The following is a 15,243-nucleotide window of genomic DNA, read 5'->3' on the forward strand; positions in this document are numbered from 1 at the left end:
CTTTTCCCCGAGCTCCTCGCGAAGCTTCCAGCGCGGTGCTCGGCGTCACATGACGGTAGAAGTTAGGTTATTGATTGGATTCGAAAATGCGGACCGTGCCGTTATAAAAGTCTGCCACAGCCTGTTTGACGTCTTTACGCCCGAAGCCGATCTCCTGGGTTGTCGTCTGGGCCAGCTTGGAGAATTCCGCGAACCCCGGCGGGTTATAGCTGACGTCGAACGGCTCTTTTTTGGTCGCCTCGGATACCAGGCTCGTATAAGCGTAGACGATCTCCTCGACGGGTCCGGCTTCCTTCTGCAGCAGCTCCCGGTTCGCCTCCGTGACGGGCACCCCGCGGTCATTGCCGAGGATTTTGGCGGCTTCCGGATCATTAATCCAGAAATCCATTAATAAGGCGACTTCTTTCGGATGCTTCGTATTGGCATAACCGGACAATCCTTGGCTCGATTCGAACACGACGCCGGTTCCCTTAGGACCTCGCGGGACCGGATACAGCACGAGCGGGTCTTCCGTTAGGCTCTGAAAAGCGGCCAGCTGATTCGAAGGAAGGAGGCTCATAGCCGCCTTGCCGGTAATTAACAGCGATTTGCTCGTGTCGTCATGCGGATTGGAGACTTGGAGCTCCGGCGTCACCACGCCGCCGGCTTTCGATGCCCTCTCCCAATATTCAAACCATCCCAGAATATCCTCTTGGGCAAAGCCGAGCGTACCGTTCTCCATGTCGTACAGCTGCTTTCCGCGCTGCTTCAAGTAGATGTCCATACCGTCCACGGTGAAGTTATACGTTCCGTATACGCCATTCCCAAGCTTCTCGGACAGCTCCCGGCTGACTGCAGCGTACTCTTCCCAGTCCCAATCCTGGTTAGGCATTGGCATTCCTGCCTTTTCGAACAACGCCTTGTTGATGACAATTCCTCTTGCATTCGCACCGGCGGATATATGCTGCAGCTTGCCGTCGATGCGCCCGTATTCCACCATTGCCGGATCCATGCCATCCAATTTCAGCTCGTTGCCGACGTAAGGATCGAGGTTCAACAGGACGTCCTTCTTGGCATAGTCGACGACGTTCCCGCCCAGGAAGAAGATGTCGGGAGCGGTGCCGGAGGCAAGCTGCGTGTTCAGCTTGTCGAAGTATCCCGACGAGGGCGAGAACTCGCCTACGATTTTGATGTTTGGATGTTTTTCCATAAATATCTTAAGAGCTTCGTTCGTAATATCCGCGCGTTTCTGGTCTCCCCACCACATCATCCGCAGCTCGATTTGGCCTTCGGCTTCGCCCGCTGAACCAGTGCTTCCGCTCTTACCCGTATGATCCGTTCCGGAGCAGGCTGTGATGAACAAGAGAAGAGAAGCCAACATGCCAACCATGATTCGCTTTAACATCGTTATTCCTCCCAAAAATTCGTGATTCGTGCTATACAAGCCATCAATTACGATGCTTTTCTGCAGGGAACTTTACTTCAAGCCTGTCGTGGCGATGCCCTCGAGAAAATACCGCTGAAATAACAGAAAGATGATCGTCACGGGCAGCAGCGACAGCGTGGACATGGCCAGCAAGGCGCCCCAATCGGATTGTCCGGAAGGGTCGAATAAGGATCGAATGCCGAGCTGAACCGTGAATAGGTCGATTTTGCTTAAATAAATCATCTGACTGAAGAAGTCGTCCCAGCTCCAGATGAAGGTGAAGATCGAGGTGGTGATCAGGGCGGGTACGAGAAGCGGAACCACGATTCGGAAAAAGATCTGCGCCTGACCACACCCGTCGATCGTTGCGCTCTCGTCCAACTCGCGCGGAATACCGCGTATGAACTGCACCATCAGCAGGATGAAGAACGAGTCATGGGCAAGCCATTTCGGGAGAATCAGCGGAAAGTACGTATTGATCCAATGCAGCTCATTATACATAATGTACTGGGGCACCAGCGTCACGTGGTACGGAAGCATGATGGTCACGAGCATGATGCTGAACCACAGGCCCTTGAGCCGGAACTTCAACCGTGAGAATGCATAGGCTGCAAGCGAGCAGGACACGACGTTTCCGATGACGCTGAGGATTGAGATGACCAGCGAGTTGCTGAAGAACCGGCCGAAGGACACGCCCTGCAGGCCTTTCCACCCGTTTACGTAATGATCCAGAGTAAACACCTCGGGAATGAGGCCGGAACTGTTGAATATTAGATGGTTCGGTTTGAACGAGCTCAAGACGAGCCATAAGACCGGGTATAGCATGGCGATGCCCAGCAGAATGATAACCGCATGCCTTCCAGCTTGAATAAGGCGGCGCTCCAATGGCATATCGTTACCTCCCTTCCTGGTTGTCGCCATAGAAAACCCAGAACTTCGATGTCAGAAAGACGACTGCCGTAAAGATGCCGATAATCCCCAGCATGATCCATGCCAGCGCCGACGCATATCCCATATCGAAGTACGAGAACCCTTTGAGATAGAGGTACAGAGTGTAGAACATGGTGGCGTCCAGCGGTCCTCCACGCCCGTCGCCGATGACATAAGCCGGCGTGAAGGCTTGAAAGGAATTGATCATGCTCATGATCAGGTTGAAAAAGATGACGGGTGACAGCATCGGCAGCGTAATACTGAAAAATTGCCGCAGTTTCCCGGCACCATCGACCCCCGAAGCTTCATAGAGGTCTGCCGGGATCTGTTTGAGGCCGGCAAGGAAGATGACCATCGCCGATCCGAACTGCCAGATGGACAAGGTCACGATCGTATAGATCACATAATCTGGATGCGCGATCCAGGAAGGTCCGGTAATTCCGAACCAGCTTAAGAACTGGTTGACAAGTCCGCTGCCATCAAAGATCTGGCGCCATACGATCGCAATGGCCACGCTCCCCCCTAACAGCGAAGGAATGTAATACACGGTTCTATAGATGCCGAGACCGCGGATGCCCTTGTTCAGCGCCATGGCGACCAAGAGTGCGAAGGCGAGCCGGAGCGGCACGGATAAGAAGACGTAATAGAACGTCAGCCATAGCGATCGCCGGAAGGTATCATCTTCGCTAAAAATTTGGACATAGTTGCTCAGTCCGGTCCATGTTGCCGATGACAACAGGTTGAATTTGGTCATGGATAAGTACAATGAAGCAATCATCGGCCCGAGCGTCAGACAGAAAAAACCGATGAGCCAAGGAAGCAAAAAGAGGTATGCCGTTTTGTTCTGCTGTCCATACAAGGGTTTGGACGAATTTCTCATCATGAGCCTCCCTTCGGGTATGATGCAGTGGTAGCCTGACCGGTAGTTCGATCAGCGCATTGTGACCGCTTACAAATGGCGCGGTGCACGATCCGTTGCATTCATCATAACGGGGGAGTCCGGAAGGCGGAATCTCATTTCTTCGGATCATGATTGTTGTTTTTTTCGGGTGGCTGCCAAGCGGAAGTCCGACGGGCTCATGTGAAACATCTTTTTGAATTTGGAACTGAAGTAGCCGGGGGAGGAGAATCCGACCAGCTCCGCGATGTCCCAAACGGTGAGTCCCGTCTCCGTCAGAAGGCGAACCGCTTGCCTCATGCGCATCTCCGTGACGTACTGAATGAAGGTGACACCTGCCGCTTCCTTGAACATCTCCGAAAAATACGTAGGATGGTAGTTGTATTGCTCGGCCAGATTTGTCAGTGTAAGGTCCTGCATGTAATGTTCCTCAATATACCGCTTGGCCGATTCGATCACCGTCTGCTCGGCGTGTGTTTCCCGTTCTCCGAAGGCATACTGCTGCGCCCACTCCATCAGCAGGCGCTCGGCTTGCTCGGGCGACTCCATCAGCAGGACCCAATCCGGGGAGAGACCGATCGGCTCGCGTTCGGGAAGATCCCGCGGTACGTCGGCCAAGATTGATTCCATGAGAAGCGAAATTTGAAAAATGCAGCGGTAGAACCGGGGAGAGGAAATAGCAAAAGCGTCCCGGAGTTCCTTCCGAATGATGTCCCGTCCTGCTCGTTTCCTCAGGCAATAACGGGCTGTGATCCGTTACCGGGGCAGGGGTAGGTCCGCCCTGACGCCAAGCCATGTTCCAAGCGAGGAGGGAATGGAGATAGCCCTCCTTCCAACGCGCCAAGCCCGTTACGGGCCGGCCTATTCCGATGAGAACGTCAACGTCCAGTAGCGCATCGGCTTGTTCCGTCAGCCTGCGGGCGAACTCCTGTTGAAGTCCCCTTGCGATAACGCAATGCACCGTAGCCGCGTTGGCATGATCACGGAACATCTGGATATTCTCCGAATGAAGCTGTGCCAGTTCATGGCAGAGCATATGAAACGGAAGGCGGAGCTGTTCCAGATCCCGGCCGCCAGCCTCCATCCGTGAACGCGTTGATCTGATGCCCGCCGTGATGAAGCAGACTTCGGATTCCTGCCAAGCATCCAGATGAAACAAGCGGAGGCGTTCCGATAACGAGGAGGGGGGAATCCGGTCTCCCCTCACCAAGTCCATTAGGAATCGCCCTTTCATTTCCTGATAGTATTGGGATAGTCGCCACTGCATCATCTCCGACTCATCCCGCACTTTCCGCTCCTTATCGAGGCTGGCCTTGATGCGCTCCAGTGCCGACTTCAGATCGTCCCGTGTTACGGGCTTAAGCAAATAGTCTGCGGCTTGGCTGCGGACGCCCGCTCTTGCGTATTGAAAATCCTCGTAGCCGGTAATGATCATGATCCGAATGTCGGGAATATAGCTCCGGCACACGTCAAGCAGCTTCACCCCGTCCATAACGGGCATGCTCATATCGGTAATCAGCAGGTCATAATGGCCGGCTTTCAGCAGGGACTCCGCTTCCAAGCCGTTGGCCGCTTCGCCGGTGATCTGAAACCCGGAGGCTTGCCAGTCGACTTTGAGCTTTAGCCCTTCGCGTACCTCAATTTCATCATCCGCAATCAATACGTTGTACATAACGTTCCTCCTGTGCCGGTAATATCAGCTCGATGCAAGTGCCGGTTCCTTCTTCGGCATGGATGTTAACCGTGAACAATGAACCATAGTGCAGGTGGCAGCGGGCGATGACGTTCCCTAGTCCGATATGCCAGCTCCGGCTGTCCAGAATCGGGTCCAGCTGCGGGGTGGCATCCTGATCTCGCAGCTTCCGCAAGATGCCTTTCGGCATGCCGGGTCCGTTATCGGAAATGCGCAGGCGGAGCCGGTCGGCCTCCCGGGTAACCCGGATTTCCACGATGGCGATGGGCTGGTGCCGGAAGCTGTACTTGACCGCATTCTCGATGAGCGGCTGAAGGATAAACTTAATGACCATCAGTGCTTCCAGTCGTCCTTCCTCGGCGATATCGATGCGAAGCTTATCGCCGAAGCGGGTTTGAAGAATGGAAATATAGTGCCGGACATAACCCAATTCTTCCGCTAGGGCAACCCGGTCATCGCTCGTGTTCATCGAAAAGCGCATCATTTTGCCGAGATCCTCGATGACCTGAACCGTATCGTCGGTTCGGCGCTGCATTGCGAGACTGCTGATGAGCTCAAGCGTGTTAAACATGAAATGCGGATTGATCTGCATAAGCAATGCTTTGTATTCCGCCTGCTGGCGAAGCAGCTTGAGCTCGAATTCGTTCTGGATATGCTGCCGGAGACGGCTGATCATATAACGGAAGGTGGAGATAACGTAGCTGACTTCGCTTTTTACGTTTTTATCAGGAGGCAACATCGTCTCGGCCTGATCGAAAGCGCCGCGCTGCACCTGCCTCATCGCCAGCACGAGACGGGTAAGGGGCTTGGTTACGCCATAGGAGAGCCAGGCCGCCGCGAACAGCGAGACGAGGACTAGGATGGCCGTGACGGCTATGATCGTGCTCTGAAGTCTATGAAGCGAGGCATACAGCTCTTGCTCCGGCGCCAATCCGGCGAGCATCCATCCGGTTCGCCCGAGCTTCTTGTAGACCAGGATGTCGCGCTTTCCTTCGGCGTTGTCCAGATAAACAACCCCTGATTTCATCGGCCCGCTCCGGATGCGGTCTATTTCGTGCGCGGCCTCGGCGCCGAGCTCATGCGCTTGTTGGGAAAGAATCGGCCCGCCCTTTTCATTCAAAAGGAAGATCGTACTGTTCTTGGCCAAGTGAATCCTGTTCAGCGGCTCCAGAAAATAGGATTCGCTCACATTTACCTTCATGACCGTTTGAGCCGCTTGATGGTGGAATGTGCCGATCGGCATCAACAGGCTGATGACCGGATTTCCATGGTCCCGAACTCGTTCGTGAGCATCGATGTGGGCAGGAAGCCAGCGCTCTCCCAAGTCGAAGAAGCTGCGATACCACCTCTCCTGCAGGAATGCCGGTTCGAAGGCGACTTGATTCTCACCACCGACTCGCAGGCCGTCCTCGCGGTATACCGAAATATCGGAAATGCTGGTATAGCTGTTGGTTGCCTGAGTAAGGAAGCGGCTCATTGCCAGATTGGCCAGCATCTTCTCGCCTTCGGTCATCGATTTGTCATTCAAGGCGCTGTCCCAGTTCTTGGTCGTGTCGCTGTTGAACACAAGCGAAGCGGCATCGTAAATCTGCATCTGCACCATATCGACATACGAGCCATACTCCTCCATCTTTTCCAAGGCGGAGGACTCGATATAAGAACGGATGACGGTGCGGGCCTCGCTGAAGAGCAGAAAGGACAGCGTGCCGAACGAGAGTACGAAGAGCACCACGATCAATCCGATGAGTCGGCTTTTTAGTGAGAAAAACATGAAACCCCTCCTTGTGTTTGCCACTTGTTTGTTGTTCAAGCAGCAAAAAAGGCTGCGTGAAGCACGCAGCCTTATGGATGTGTGTATGCCGGCGGGAAGCCGTCCTATGCGCTCCTAGAAGCGGACCAGGCTATGAATATGAACCGGCATACCGGTTGCGATGGCGCGGTTGGCTGCAATTCCCGTGAGGATCGATCGGGCCCCATCGATATGATTGGCCGCGCGGTGGAATGGATCCTCCGCGGCCTCTCCGAACAGATCGTTCAGCAGAACCGGATCGCCGCCGCCGTGGCCGCCTGCCTTTTCTTCAACCTCAACTTCATACGGAGCCCCGAACATCGGAAGTACGCGGAGGCTTTTTCCTTTCAACGCGCCTTCCAGCTTCTTATCTCCTCCCGAGTTGACGTAGGACTGCTCGATGACCGACATCTCGATCCGGCCCTTGGTCCCGTTGATGGCAAGGCGGTATCCCTCCCATGGCTGGTAGGCGACCAAGGAATAGGTCAGGATGGCTTTGTTGCGGTAACGGACGAGGACGCCCATCGTATCCTCGATATTAATGCCGTCCCCGAACACGCTCTGATCCCGCTGGTAGCCGTCCTCTTGCTCCGCATCCAAATACATCGCCTTCAGATGGTCATTGGAATCCAAATGGAGCGCGAAGGGATCGTCCTTGGCGACCGGATTTCCGGTCGCCCGGTTGTAGAACTGCGTTACTCCGCGGGCTTCCGCATTTTCCCTTCCATAAAACATGAGATCGCCAAAAGCAAACACGGTTTCCGGCTGAGACCCGATCCAGAAATTGACCAGATCAAAATGATGGGTGGATTTATGAACGAGAAGCCCGCCGCTATTGCGCTTATCCCGATGCCAGCGGCGGAAGTAGTCTGCGCCGTGGCGCGTATTGAGCAGCCACTCGAAATGGACCGACGTCACTTGTCCGATGGTGTCGTTCATGATCAACTCCCGCACCTTGGTATGATGGGGCGCATAGCGATAGTTGAAGGTGACCCGGATGTTTCGGCCCGTCCTTTTGGCGGCATCCAGAATGGCTTGGCATTTCTCTTCGTCGACGGTCATCGGCTTCTCCGTTACGACGTCGCAGCCGAGCTCCATGGCGCGGATAATGTACTTGTGATGCGTCCTGTCAATGCTTGTCACGATGACGTAGTCCGGCTTCTCCGTTTCGATCATCCGGTCGAATTGATCGGCGCCGTAGGTTGGCACCTCGGGGTGGTTATATTTCTCGCGAAGCAGCCGGTTGGCATAGTTCATGCGGGTATGGTTGATATCGCAAAAGGCCGCAAGCTCGGATTGATCGCGGAAATGCTCCGCCAGCGCACCGTAGAAAAATTCGGCCCGGCCCCCGGTTCCGACCAGGACATAGCGTTTTTTGCTGCTCATCTTAAATCGCCTCCTTGAATATAGCTCAAGCCTATAACAAGGGAACACTTCTTTCTCCGCATTTTATGCGTAATCGCTTTCAAACACCGCATATTTTGCTATAATTCAGAACAAGAGGGGGCGAGCGCATGGTGAGACCGTTCAAAGCGGAGTACCGCGATCCGGGCGGATACCTGGATATTGAATATGATCGCCGGATCGGGTATTTCTCGATGGCGACCGATCATCTTCATGACCATTATGAGCTGTATTATCTCTTGTCCGGGGAGCGTATTTACTTTATTAAGGACCGCTCGTACAGAGTGATGGCGGGGGACCTCGTATTCGTCGACCGGAATGCGGTGCATAAGACGCTGGACAGCGGCCGGCCCGACCACGACCGGGTCGTCCTGTATATAAGCCCAGGCTTATTCGGCGATTTATCGGTTTCGTCCGAGCTCGAGGAGAGCTTGCTGGAGCCCTTCCGCTGGGAGGTTCCTTTGCTGCGGCTTCCAACCGCCGAAGGAGAAGCGATCCGGCGCATCGTGGACGAGATGGTGGGCGAGATGGTCCGCCCTCAAGCGGGGAGCGGCCAGCTGCTGCGACATCGCGCTTTGGAGCTGCTGCTCCAAGCTTACCGGGGCCGGCATCTGGGCCAGGTCCGCCCGGCGGACACCGAGCCGGCTCTTCATCCGAAAGCCCAGGCGATCGTGCAGTATTTGAACCGGCACTACCAAAGCCCCGTCACCTTGACCGGTGTCGCCGAAGACTTCCGGATCAGCCCGTATTACCTCAGCCGGTTGTTTAAACAGATGACAGGCTTTACCTTCAGCGATTACGTGAATCTGCTGCGGATCAAAGAAGCACAGCGTCTGCTGCGCGAATCCGGCGATTCCGTAACGGATGTCGCCTTGCATGCCGGATTCGGCAATTTCTCGCATTTCGGGAAAGTGTTCAAGCGGATCGTCGGCATGTCGCCAAGGGAATATCGCCGGCAGTACAGGCCGTAGGGATGAGGGGACCGAGAGCTTGATTGGTTTGCTTGCATAAGAGGGAGCTGGGGGAGGGGAATGGTGAGTGCGTTTTGACATAATCGCATGTGTTGAGGATACATGTCGCCGCAGCGACCGCCCCAGAGCCTCCGGGAGTGTGGATTGGCTGGCCATCTGCCGTTCTGTTGCTGAAACTGCTGGGGGCTGGTAGAATATAACAGGTGCAATCCTAGATGAAATTAAGGAGAGGAATACATGACAGCTCAACAGCAAGCGGCCACGGATTCAATGATCGAATGGCTGGCCCATGAACAGGAGCTCGGCCACAAGCCCAGCAGAATCGAAATAGCCGGAGAATTTGATCTCCACGATATGCATTACTACATATTTAAATATAAGAAGTCCATGCTCGGGAAATGGTTACTTGGCGTCTGCGGCGGCTATGAAAGCTCCTCTGATACTGACCACTGCGGACATGTATTTAGCGAGATGCAGCCCTACAACCCCGCAACAGCAGAGCAGGAGGCCATAGCTATGGTCGAAATGATCCGGGAGTATTGGATGAAGCAGGCGGCAGCCTATGAACAAGAAACCGCAGAGGACAGCAAGGCCGAGCCAGATGAATCATCCGGATCCGGCATCTTTAACGGGTTTGTTCTGCTGAACTCCCCGGAATGTGATCTGGAACAGATCAAGGCCAATCTCCGGCATGACTGGAATATCACCTGGTCCCCCGAGGAGGAAGATGGTGCCTCCAGTAAGGAGAAGGACGGCATTCTGGTTTTTGAGGCAGAGGGCTGTATGGCTGCGGTCAGCTTCGTTGAGGCTCCGGTTCCGGATGGAGAGGCTGAGCATTACGCGCAAGGAAACTATTTGTGGCCCGAGGCGGCTGCGGTTACCCAGACCCATGTTGCGCAGCTGATCGTGGCGGTATTTACACGCACAGGTTCTCCGCTGGACAGCGGAAAAATGTATGCGAAAGTGGCGGCAAGCTGTTTGAAGCTGCCCAATGCGGTGGGGCTTTATTCATCCGGAACGGTATTTCAGCCCGAGATTTTTGTCGATATGGCAGAGCTGATGAAGGAGGAAGATCTATTTCCTCTGTTAAATCTGGTTCACTTCGGTTTGGTCGGAACGGAATCGGGAGTGAGCGGATATACCTATGGGCTGAGAGCTTTAGGCAAGGACGAAATTGAGGTGCTGGACAGCCAGGTAACCCCGGCTGAGCTCCGTGAATTCTTGATGGATATTTCATTGTATGTTGTTGAGCAGGACGTCACGTTAAGGGCTGGGGAAACCATCGGATTTTCGGCTGAGCATAAGCTGCCGATTACCCGCTCCGAGGGCGTGTATGTTCATGGGGACACGCTTAAAATTCAGTACTAATCCAAGGCTGTTGGCCATGGTTCTTCGCTTGCCGTGAAGATCCGCAGCCATGCCGGGTTGCAACAAAGAGCCTTTACCGTTAGCGCGGTGAAGGCTCTTTGTTTATAAGTAACATTGCTGCCAAAACACGTGAATATCAACTTAACAAAGCACAGCTGGTCACATAAATAGGAGGGGATTTTTTTTGGTTATAACCTGAAACCTTGCCTTTCGTTCCGGAGTCTATAAGATATAGCCTAAAAAAATGTAGAAGACCTTAATGAACGGGATCGCAAAGAGCAAAAGGGGTGCATGATTTTGAAAGCGTTGAAGATGCTTACCCTTCTATGGGTTGCCCTATTCGCATTGGCAGGATGCTTCCAGGCGGAATCGAGGGGGCCTGTTACGAAGCAGGAAACCGAAGGGCGGGCTCAGGCTGATAACCCGATGGACTCATCCGCCGCGGGGGAGGCCACTGAGGTACGGTTTACGCTTGAGGATGTGGAAGAAGCATTGAAGGGGCAAGGGATCGACCTCCGCTCCAAGCACATCAGCCCGGACTGGGTGCTAAGTGGCGTGCAAGCCATGATGTATGCACTGGATGAGAACCAGCCGGAAGGCTCAGGCATCGAGGAGCGAATTTCGGTGTACATTTTTGATACGGAAGAAGAACGCATCCAAGGCCAGGCTGATTTCCATAAGCAGAAGGATGTGTATAATATGCAGGTCCCGAATGAACATGAGCTTGCGAACGTCCTGATTTTATACTGGCACCGGGAAAGCTTGGACGAGGCAGCCAATGCGAAATGGGAACAGGACATTAAGACCGCCCTGCCCTCAGCCTTTCTGTCAGTTGTCCACTAACACGCTATTCTTGAAAAAAACGCCCCATCGAGATATTCCTCTTGAAGGTCAGCCCCAGGTATCGATATTTCAGCTCGACTGCCCGGATCGGCTCATCGTGGAGTAGGCGTATCCCATAATTCAGCGGGATGCGGGGGCTTTGGTTCAGCGCGGCCTGCTTGTCTTCCGGGGAGAGGTCCGGATGGAGGGGCATGTCCCCGAGCCCGACAAACGCGATATCGGGATTGCCCTCCAGGTTGGAGCCGCCGACAAGGTGCAGCGAGTAGCTCACGCCAAGCTCTGCCTTAACCGGCCGGTGTCCGCCGTTGACGAGCACGTCCAGCAGCTGCACGTCCGCAATCCCTTCGTTCACCGCCTCGAAGATGATCGTATGCTCGTTGTCGACCGTCGTAAAGAAATCCGTCTTAATCGGTGTGGGGCGGAGATACAGCAGATAGAGCAAGGCGGCTGCGAGGAGCAGCCCCGCCGCAAGAAAGAGGGTCCGCCGTGTTCGCTTCGTGGTTGATTTCATTTTGAAATAGGTCCTGCTTTCCTTATCGATTATGATATCGGCAAATGAACGACCGGAGTGCCGGCCTCGATATCGGCTTTCATCCCTGCGAGATACTTCCGGGTCCGTTCGTCGAGCTCATGCCAGTCAACGTATTTGGAGAAGTAGACGAAGGAGTATACGTTTCGAAAATCAATGAAAAAAGGAATCCGCTTGATCCAATCGGTGCTGAGCGGATGCTCCTGAAGATATCCGGTTAAGAGCGCATCGCAGAAGCGGGAGGCAAACTCGGCTTTTCTCGGGCCGGGAACGGTCTGTACCGCATGATAGATCGAGATCGCGATATCGTAAGCGTACCAGTGATAGCCAATGTCTCCGAAGTCGAAAAAGACGATGTCGCCGTCGTGGACATGGAAATTGCGATGATGCAGATCATTATGGACGATGCCGTAGCCTTGCGGATCTTGGGGGAGGGAGGACAGCTCCTTTAGATACTCCTTCCAACGGGTGTGCACCTTTTCGCCGGCGGCAGCCGGAAATTCATCCGTAAAGATCGGATGGCTGTTCCAATGGGCAAAGCCCATTTGGTGAAGGAGAGCGGCGGAATCGTGCTTGCCGAGCGCATGCATCCTGCCCAGACCGCGTCCCCAGCGCTCGATCACGGCAGCGTCCGATTCCAGATCGGTTAACGGCCGGCCCGGGGCCATCGTAAAGGCGATCACATAAAATAATTGCCCATTATGGGCTACCTCTTCAATAAGAAGCCCCTCCCGCGAGGTTACGGATTCCGTAATGCGAAGCCCGTGTCCTGCCAGATGGGCCATCCAGGTCTGCTCCCGGATGATGTCAGCCTTCCGGTATTTGGCGGCATCCAGAAACTTTAATACGAAACGGGACCCATCCTCCCCGGCATACTCGAATACACTCTGATCAAATCCCCCCAGCAGCTTTAACGAATACGCCCCCTTGCCGAATTTCCCGGCACCTTGGTTCAAAACAGCCTGTTCCATCGATCATTCCCCTCTCTTCCGCTACTCGTCATAGATTCCCGCCCACGGCATAACCACTATCATATGATGGGAATCACTGTATCTATCAGTCTACTATTTTTTAATGTCGGATTGTCAAGTCAAGGGGGCGGCAACTCTTCTGAAAAGGCTTCCCGCTCATTATGTGAACGATTTACTTTAAGTGAATATTAGCTTAATATTTCCTGTTTACAATAAGAGAGAAGCATACATTAAAGCATACATTGTTTTGCGAAAGTATTCTGAACATGAACATTACTAGGAGGAATTAATGATGAAGAAGCTGCTAACAAGTATTATGGCAACATCTATTTTTTTTAATATAGGTGCTGTTTCAGGATCCGCTCAAGCAAAACTGGATGAACATCTATTTTCGAAAAAACCAGGCCTTACCTTTGATGTCATTAGTGACATTCAAGGGGATTACGCTGACTTTAAGCATGTGCTTCATGATATGAAAGAGGTAAATCCTGCTTCGAAAGCATTAATCATTAATGGCGATATTACGGACCGAGGGTGGGATTTCGAATATCAAGCCGTACAACAAGTGTTAGATCGTAATCCTCACCCGGAAAATGTATGGTACAGCATAGGAAATCATGAATTTTATAAACCGAAATGGGCAACACCGAACAAATTAGCACAAGACACATGGCCCAATCATACACCGGAATCTGAAATGTTCCAAAATTTTTATAACTTTACTGGTGAGGAAAAAGTCTACCATAAAAAAGAGTTAGACGGATATCCGTTCCTTTTCTTGGGTACCGAAAAATATATGCACTATCATGATGAGTCTTTGTGGGATGAGGTTTATCTTAGCGATGAGCAGCTTGATTGGTTAAAGCAGAATCTTGAGGAATATTCAAAGAAAAAACCAAATAAACCGATCTTTCTCTTTAGTCATCATATCCTAAAGGATACGATTTCAGGCTCTAATCAATCGCCGTATACAGGTGACTACTTAGACCAGGCTAAATTAGAAGCAATCTTAAAGGATTATCCGCAAGTCATTCTTTTCACAAGCCACAGTCATTGGGATCTGAATCTTCCGGATTGGGCAGGTAAAAAGGTAGTAGAAGGTGGAGATCAACGTGGGTTTACCGTTGTGAACACAGCCGGGATTCAAGCGGGGTGGGCATCGGCAGGGCCTAATGGCGGTGAAGTTTCGACAGGCAATGATTTTAAACAGGGCCTCCAGGTTGAAGTGTACGGAAATGATGTAAAGATCAAGGCGTATGACTATAAAACAGATAAAGTTATTAAAGAGCTTGGTGTGCACAATGGTACTGTTGTTCAATTACCACCCGATGTAGTAGCAGATGACGAAAAAAATCAATTGATCGGTGCTACCCAATACATGGAATACTCTGTGAATGGGAAAAGTCGCTGGGTAGACTATGATCCGAAGAACCCTCCAACATTTGAAGGAAACCAAAATGTATTCGTTCGCCATAAAGGTGAGATGAACCTGGAAGACGGATTATCCAAAAAGGTGACTTTCAAAAAATAATATCTGCAATTCAAGTGTTATAAGAGAGAAAACGATTTAATCGACAACGGTGGCATTGGAATAAAAAATGGGAGTGTCCGAAAGAACGCCAGACTCTTTCGAGAACACTCCCATACTTATTTCAAAGCTACCCTTCAAACGCTTGCTTCAGCTCGCGGAAGTCAAGCTGCGACGTGCTAGGCAGCACGATATCCGCATGCGGGAAATGCTCGGCCCGGCCGATCGCAACCGCGAACATGCCTGCGGCCTTGATGGCCTCCACGCCGGACGCAGCGTCCTCGACGCCGATGCAAGCGGCCGGATCGGCGCCAAGCTGGGCAGCCGCCGTCAGGAAAATCTCCGGGTCCGGCTTGTTGTTCTTCAGCTTCGTGACGTCAACGATGATGTCGAAGCGATCCATGACGCCAAGCCGGGTAAGGACGGCTACGGCGTTCTTGCTGGCCGAAGCGATGCCTGTCGCCAGGCCCGCCGCCCGGATAGCGGCGACGAAATCGGCGACGCCGGGAAGCAGATCGGCCGGCGTAATCGTCTCGATCAGCTCGACGTAGAGCTTATTTTTACGCTCCGCCAGCTGATGCAGCTCCTCGTCCGAATAGCTGACGGGCGTTTCCGCTTGGCTTAAGAGCAGCTTCAGGGAGTCTATGCGGGAGACGCCCTTCAGGTTCTCATTAAACTCGCGGGTGAAGGGAATGCCAAGCTCGGCGGCAATGGCTTTCCACGCCTGGTAATGATATTCGGCCGTATCGGTAATGACGCCGTCCAGGTCAAAGATGACGGCTTGAAGCGTTCTTCCTTCGCTCATGGTTCATTTCTCCTTCTACCAACGGAAACATGTCTAAGTCATGTTCCCGATTATCACTTTTGAATAGTCTGGCAGCCGATAGGGGATGGACTTTCATGGACCTTCACCA

General features: G+C 53.0%; 14 protein-coding genes. 4 read left to right on the forward strand and 10 right to left on the reverse strand.

Annotated elements, in window-relative coordinates:
* Positions 1-67: 67 nt before the first annotated feature.
* The 7 genes from NST08_RS01975 to NST08_RS02005 all read right to left on the reverse strand — a co-directional run bounded on the left by NST08_RS01975 (position 68) and on the right by NST08_RS02005 (position 8,101).
* Positions 68-1,384, reverse strand: coding sequence for an ABC transporter substrate-binding protein (locus NST08_RS01975; protein ID WP_007130649.1), 1,317 nt, complete (start codon positions 1,382-1,384; stop codon positions 68-70).
* Between the two features lie 72 nt (positions 1,385-1,456).
* On the reverse strand, positions 1,457-2,296 hold the full coding sequence (locus NST08_RS01980; RefSeq protein WP_007130648.1) for a carbohydrate ABC transporter permease: 840 nt from the start codon (positions 2,294-2,296) through the stop codon (positions 1,457-1,459).
* Positions 2,297-2,300: 4 nt separating this feature from the next.
* A complete protein-coding gene (locus NST08_RS01985) occupies positions 2,301-3,215 on the reverse strand; it encodes a carbohydrate ABC transporter permease (protein WP_007130647.1) in 915 nt (304 codons plus the stop codon).
* A 147-nt stretch (positions 3,216-3,362) separates the two neighbouring features.
* The gene (locus NST08_RS01990) at positions 3,363-3,653 is read right to left on the reverse strand and encodes a helix-turn-helix transcriptional regulator (RefSeq protein WP_341341398.1); all 291 of its coding nucleotides are present in this window, start codon (positions 3,651-3,653) and stop codon (positions 3,363-3,365) included.
* 10 nt (positions 3,654-3,663) lie between these two features.
* Entirely contained in the window at positions 3,664-4,905 is a 1,242-nt protein-coding gene (locus tag NST08_RS01995) for a response regulator (protein WP_341341399.1), read from the reverse strand.
* Positions 4,880-6,697, reverse strand: coding sequence for a cache domain-containing sensor histidine kinase (locus NST08_RS02000; protein ID WP_007130645.1), 1,818 nt, complete (start codon positions 6,695-6,697; stop codon positions 4,880-4,882). Before NST08_RS02000 ends, NST08_RS01995 begins: the two co-directional genes overlap by 26 nt.
* A 114-nt stretch (positions 6,698-6,811) precedes the next feature.
* Positions 6,812-8,101: a Gfo/Idh/MocA family oxidoreductase gene (locus NST08_RS02005; RefSeq protein ID WP_007130644.1), complete on the reverse strand. Its 1,290-nt coding sequence runs from the start codon at positions 8,099-8,101 to the stop codon at positions 6,812-6,814.
* A gap of 128 nt (positions 8,102-8,229) precedes the next feature.
* Here NST08_RS02005 and NST08_RS02010 point away from each other — a divergent pair, with 128 nt between their 5' ends.
* The 3 genes from NST08_RS02010 (at position 8,230) to NST08_RS02020 (ending at position 11,301) form a co-directional block, all read left to right on the forward strand.
* The gene (locus NST08_RS02010; protein WP_341034541.1) at positions 8,230-9,090 is read left to right on the forward strand and encodes an AraC family transcriptional regulator; all 861 of its coding nucleotides are present in this window, start codon (positions 8,230-8,232) and stop codon (positions 9,088-9,090) included.
* A 237-nt stretch (positions 9,091-9,327) separates the two neighbouring features.
* A complete protein-coding gene (locus tag NST08_RS02015; RefSeq protein ID WP_007130642.1) occupies positions 9,328-10,458 on the forward strand; it encodes a DUF4261 domain-containing protein in 1,131 nt (376 codons plus the stop codon).
* Between the two features lie 297 nt (positions 10,459-10,755).
* Positions 10,756-11,301: a hypothetical protein gene (locus tag NST08_RS02020; RefSeq protein ID WP_138919333.1), complete on the forward strand. Its 546-nt coding sequence runs from the start codon at positions 10,756-10,758 to the stop codon at positions 11,299-11,301.
* 4 nt (positions 11,302-11,305) lie between these two features.
* Here the strand turns inward: NST08_RS02020 and NST08_RS02025 are convergent, their stop codons facing one another.
* Together NST08_RS02025 and NST08_RS02030 are read right to left on the reverse strand one after the other, a co-directional pair.
* Entirely contained in the window at positions 11,306-11,812 is a 507-nt protein-coding gene (locus NST08_RS02025; RefSeq protein ID WP_007130640.1) for a hypothetical protein, read from the reverse strand.
* A gap of 29 nt (positions 11,813-11,841) precedes the next feature.
* The gene (locus NST08_RS02030) at positions 11,842-12,801 is read right to left on the reverse strand and encodes a phosphotransferase enzyme family protein (protein WP_341034540.1); all 960 of its coding nucleotides are present in this window, start codon (positions 12,799-12,801) and stop codon (positions 11,842-11,844) included.
* A gap of 292 nt (positions 12,802-13,093) precedes the next feature.
* Between NST08_RS02030 and NST08_RS02035 the strand changes: the two genes are divergently transcribed.
* Positions 13,094-14,332: a DUF4073 domain-containing protein gene (locus tag NST08_RS02035; RefSeq protein WP_341035068.1), complete on the forward strand. Its 1,239-nt coding sequence runs from the start codon at positions 13,094-13,096 to the stop codon at positions 14,330-14,332.
* Positions 14,333-14,459: 127 nt separating this feature from the next.
* On the opposite strand, the gene pgmB is transcribed toward NST08_RS02035, so the two are convergent.
* On the reverse strand, positions 14,460-15,134 hold the full coding sequence (gene pgmB / locus NST08_RS02040; RefSeq protein WP_341341400.1) for a beta-phosphoglucomutase: 675 nt from the start codon (positions 15,132-15,134) through the stop codon (positions 14,460-14,462).
* Positions 15,135-15,243 lie beyond the last annotated feature (109 nt).

The sequence above is a fragment of the Paenibacillus sp. FSL K6-1566 genome, assembly GCF_038050475.1.
Lineage (GTDB): Bacteria > Bacillota > Bacilli > Paenibacillales > Paenibacillaceae > Paenibacillus_AQ > Paenibacillus_AQ lactis.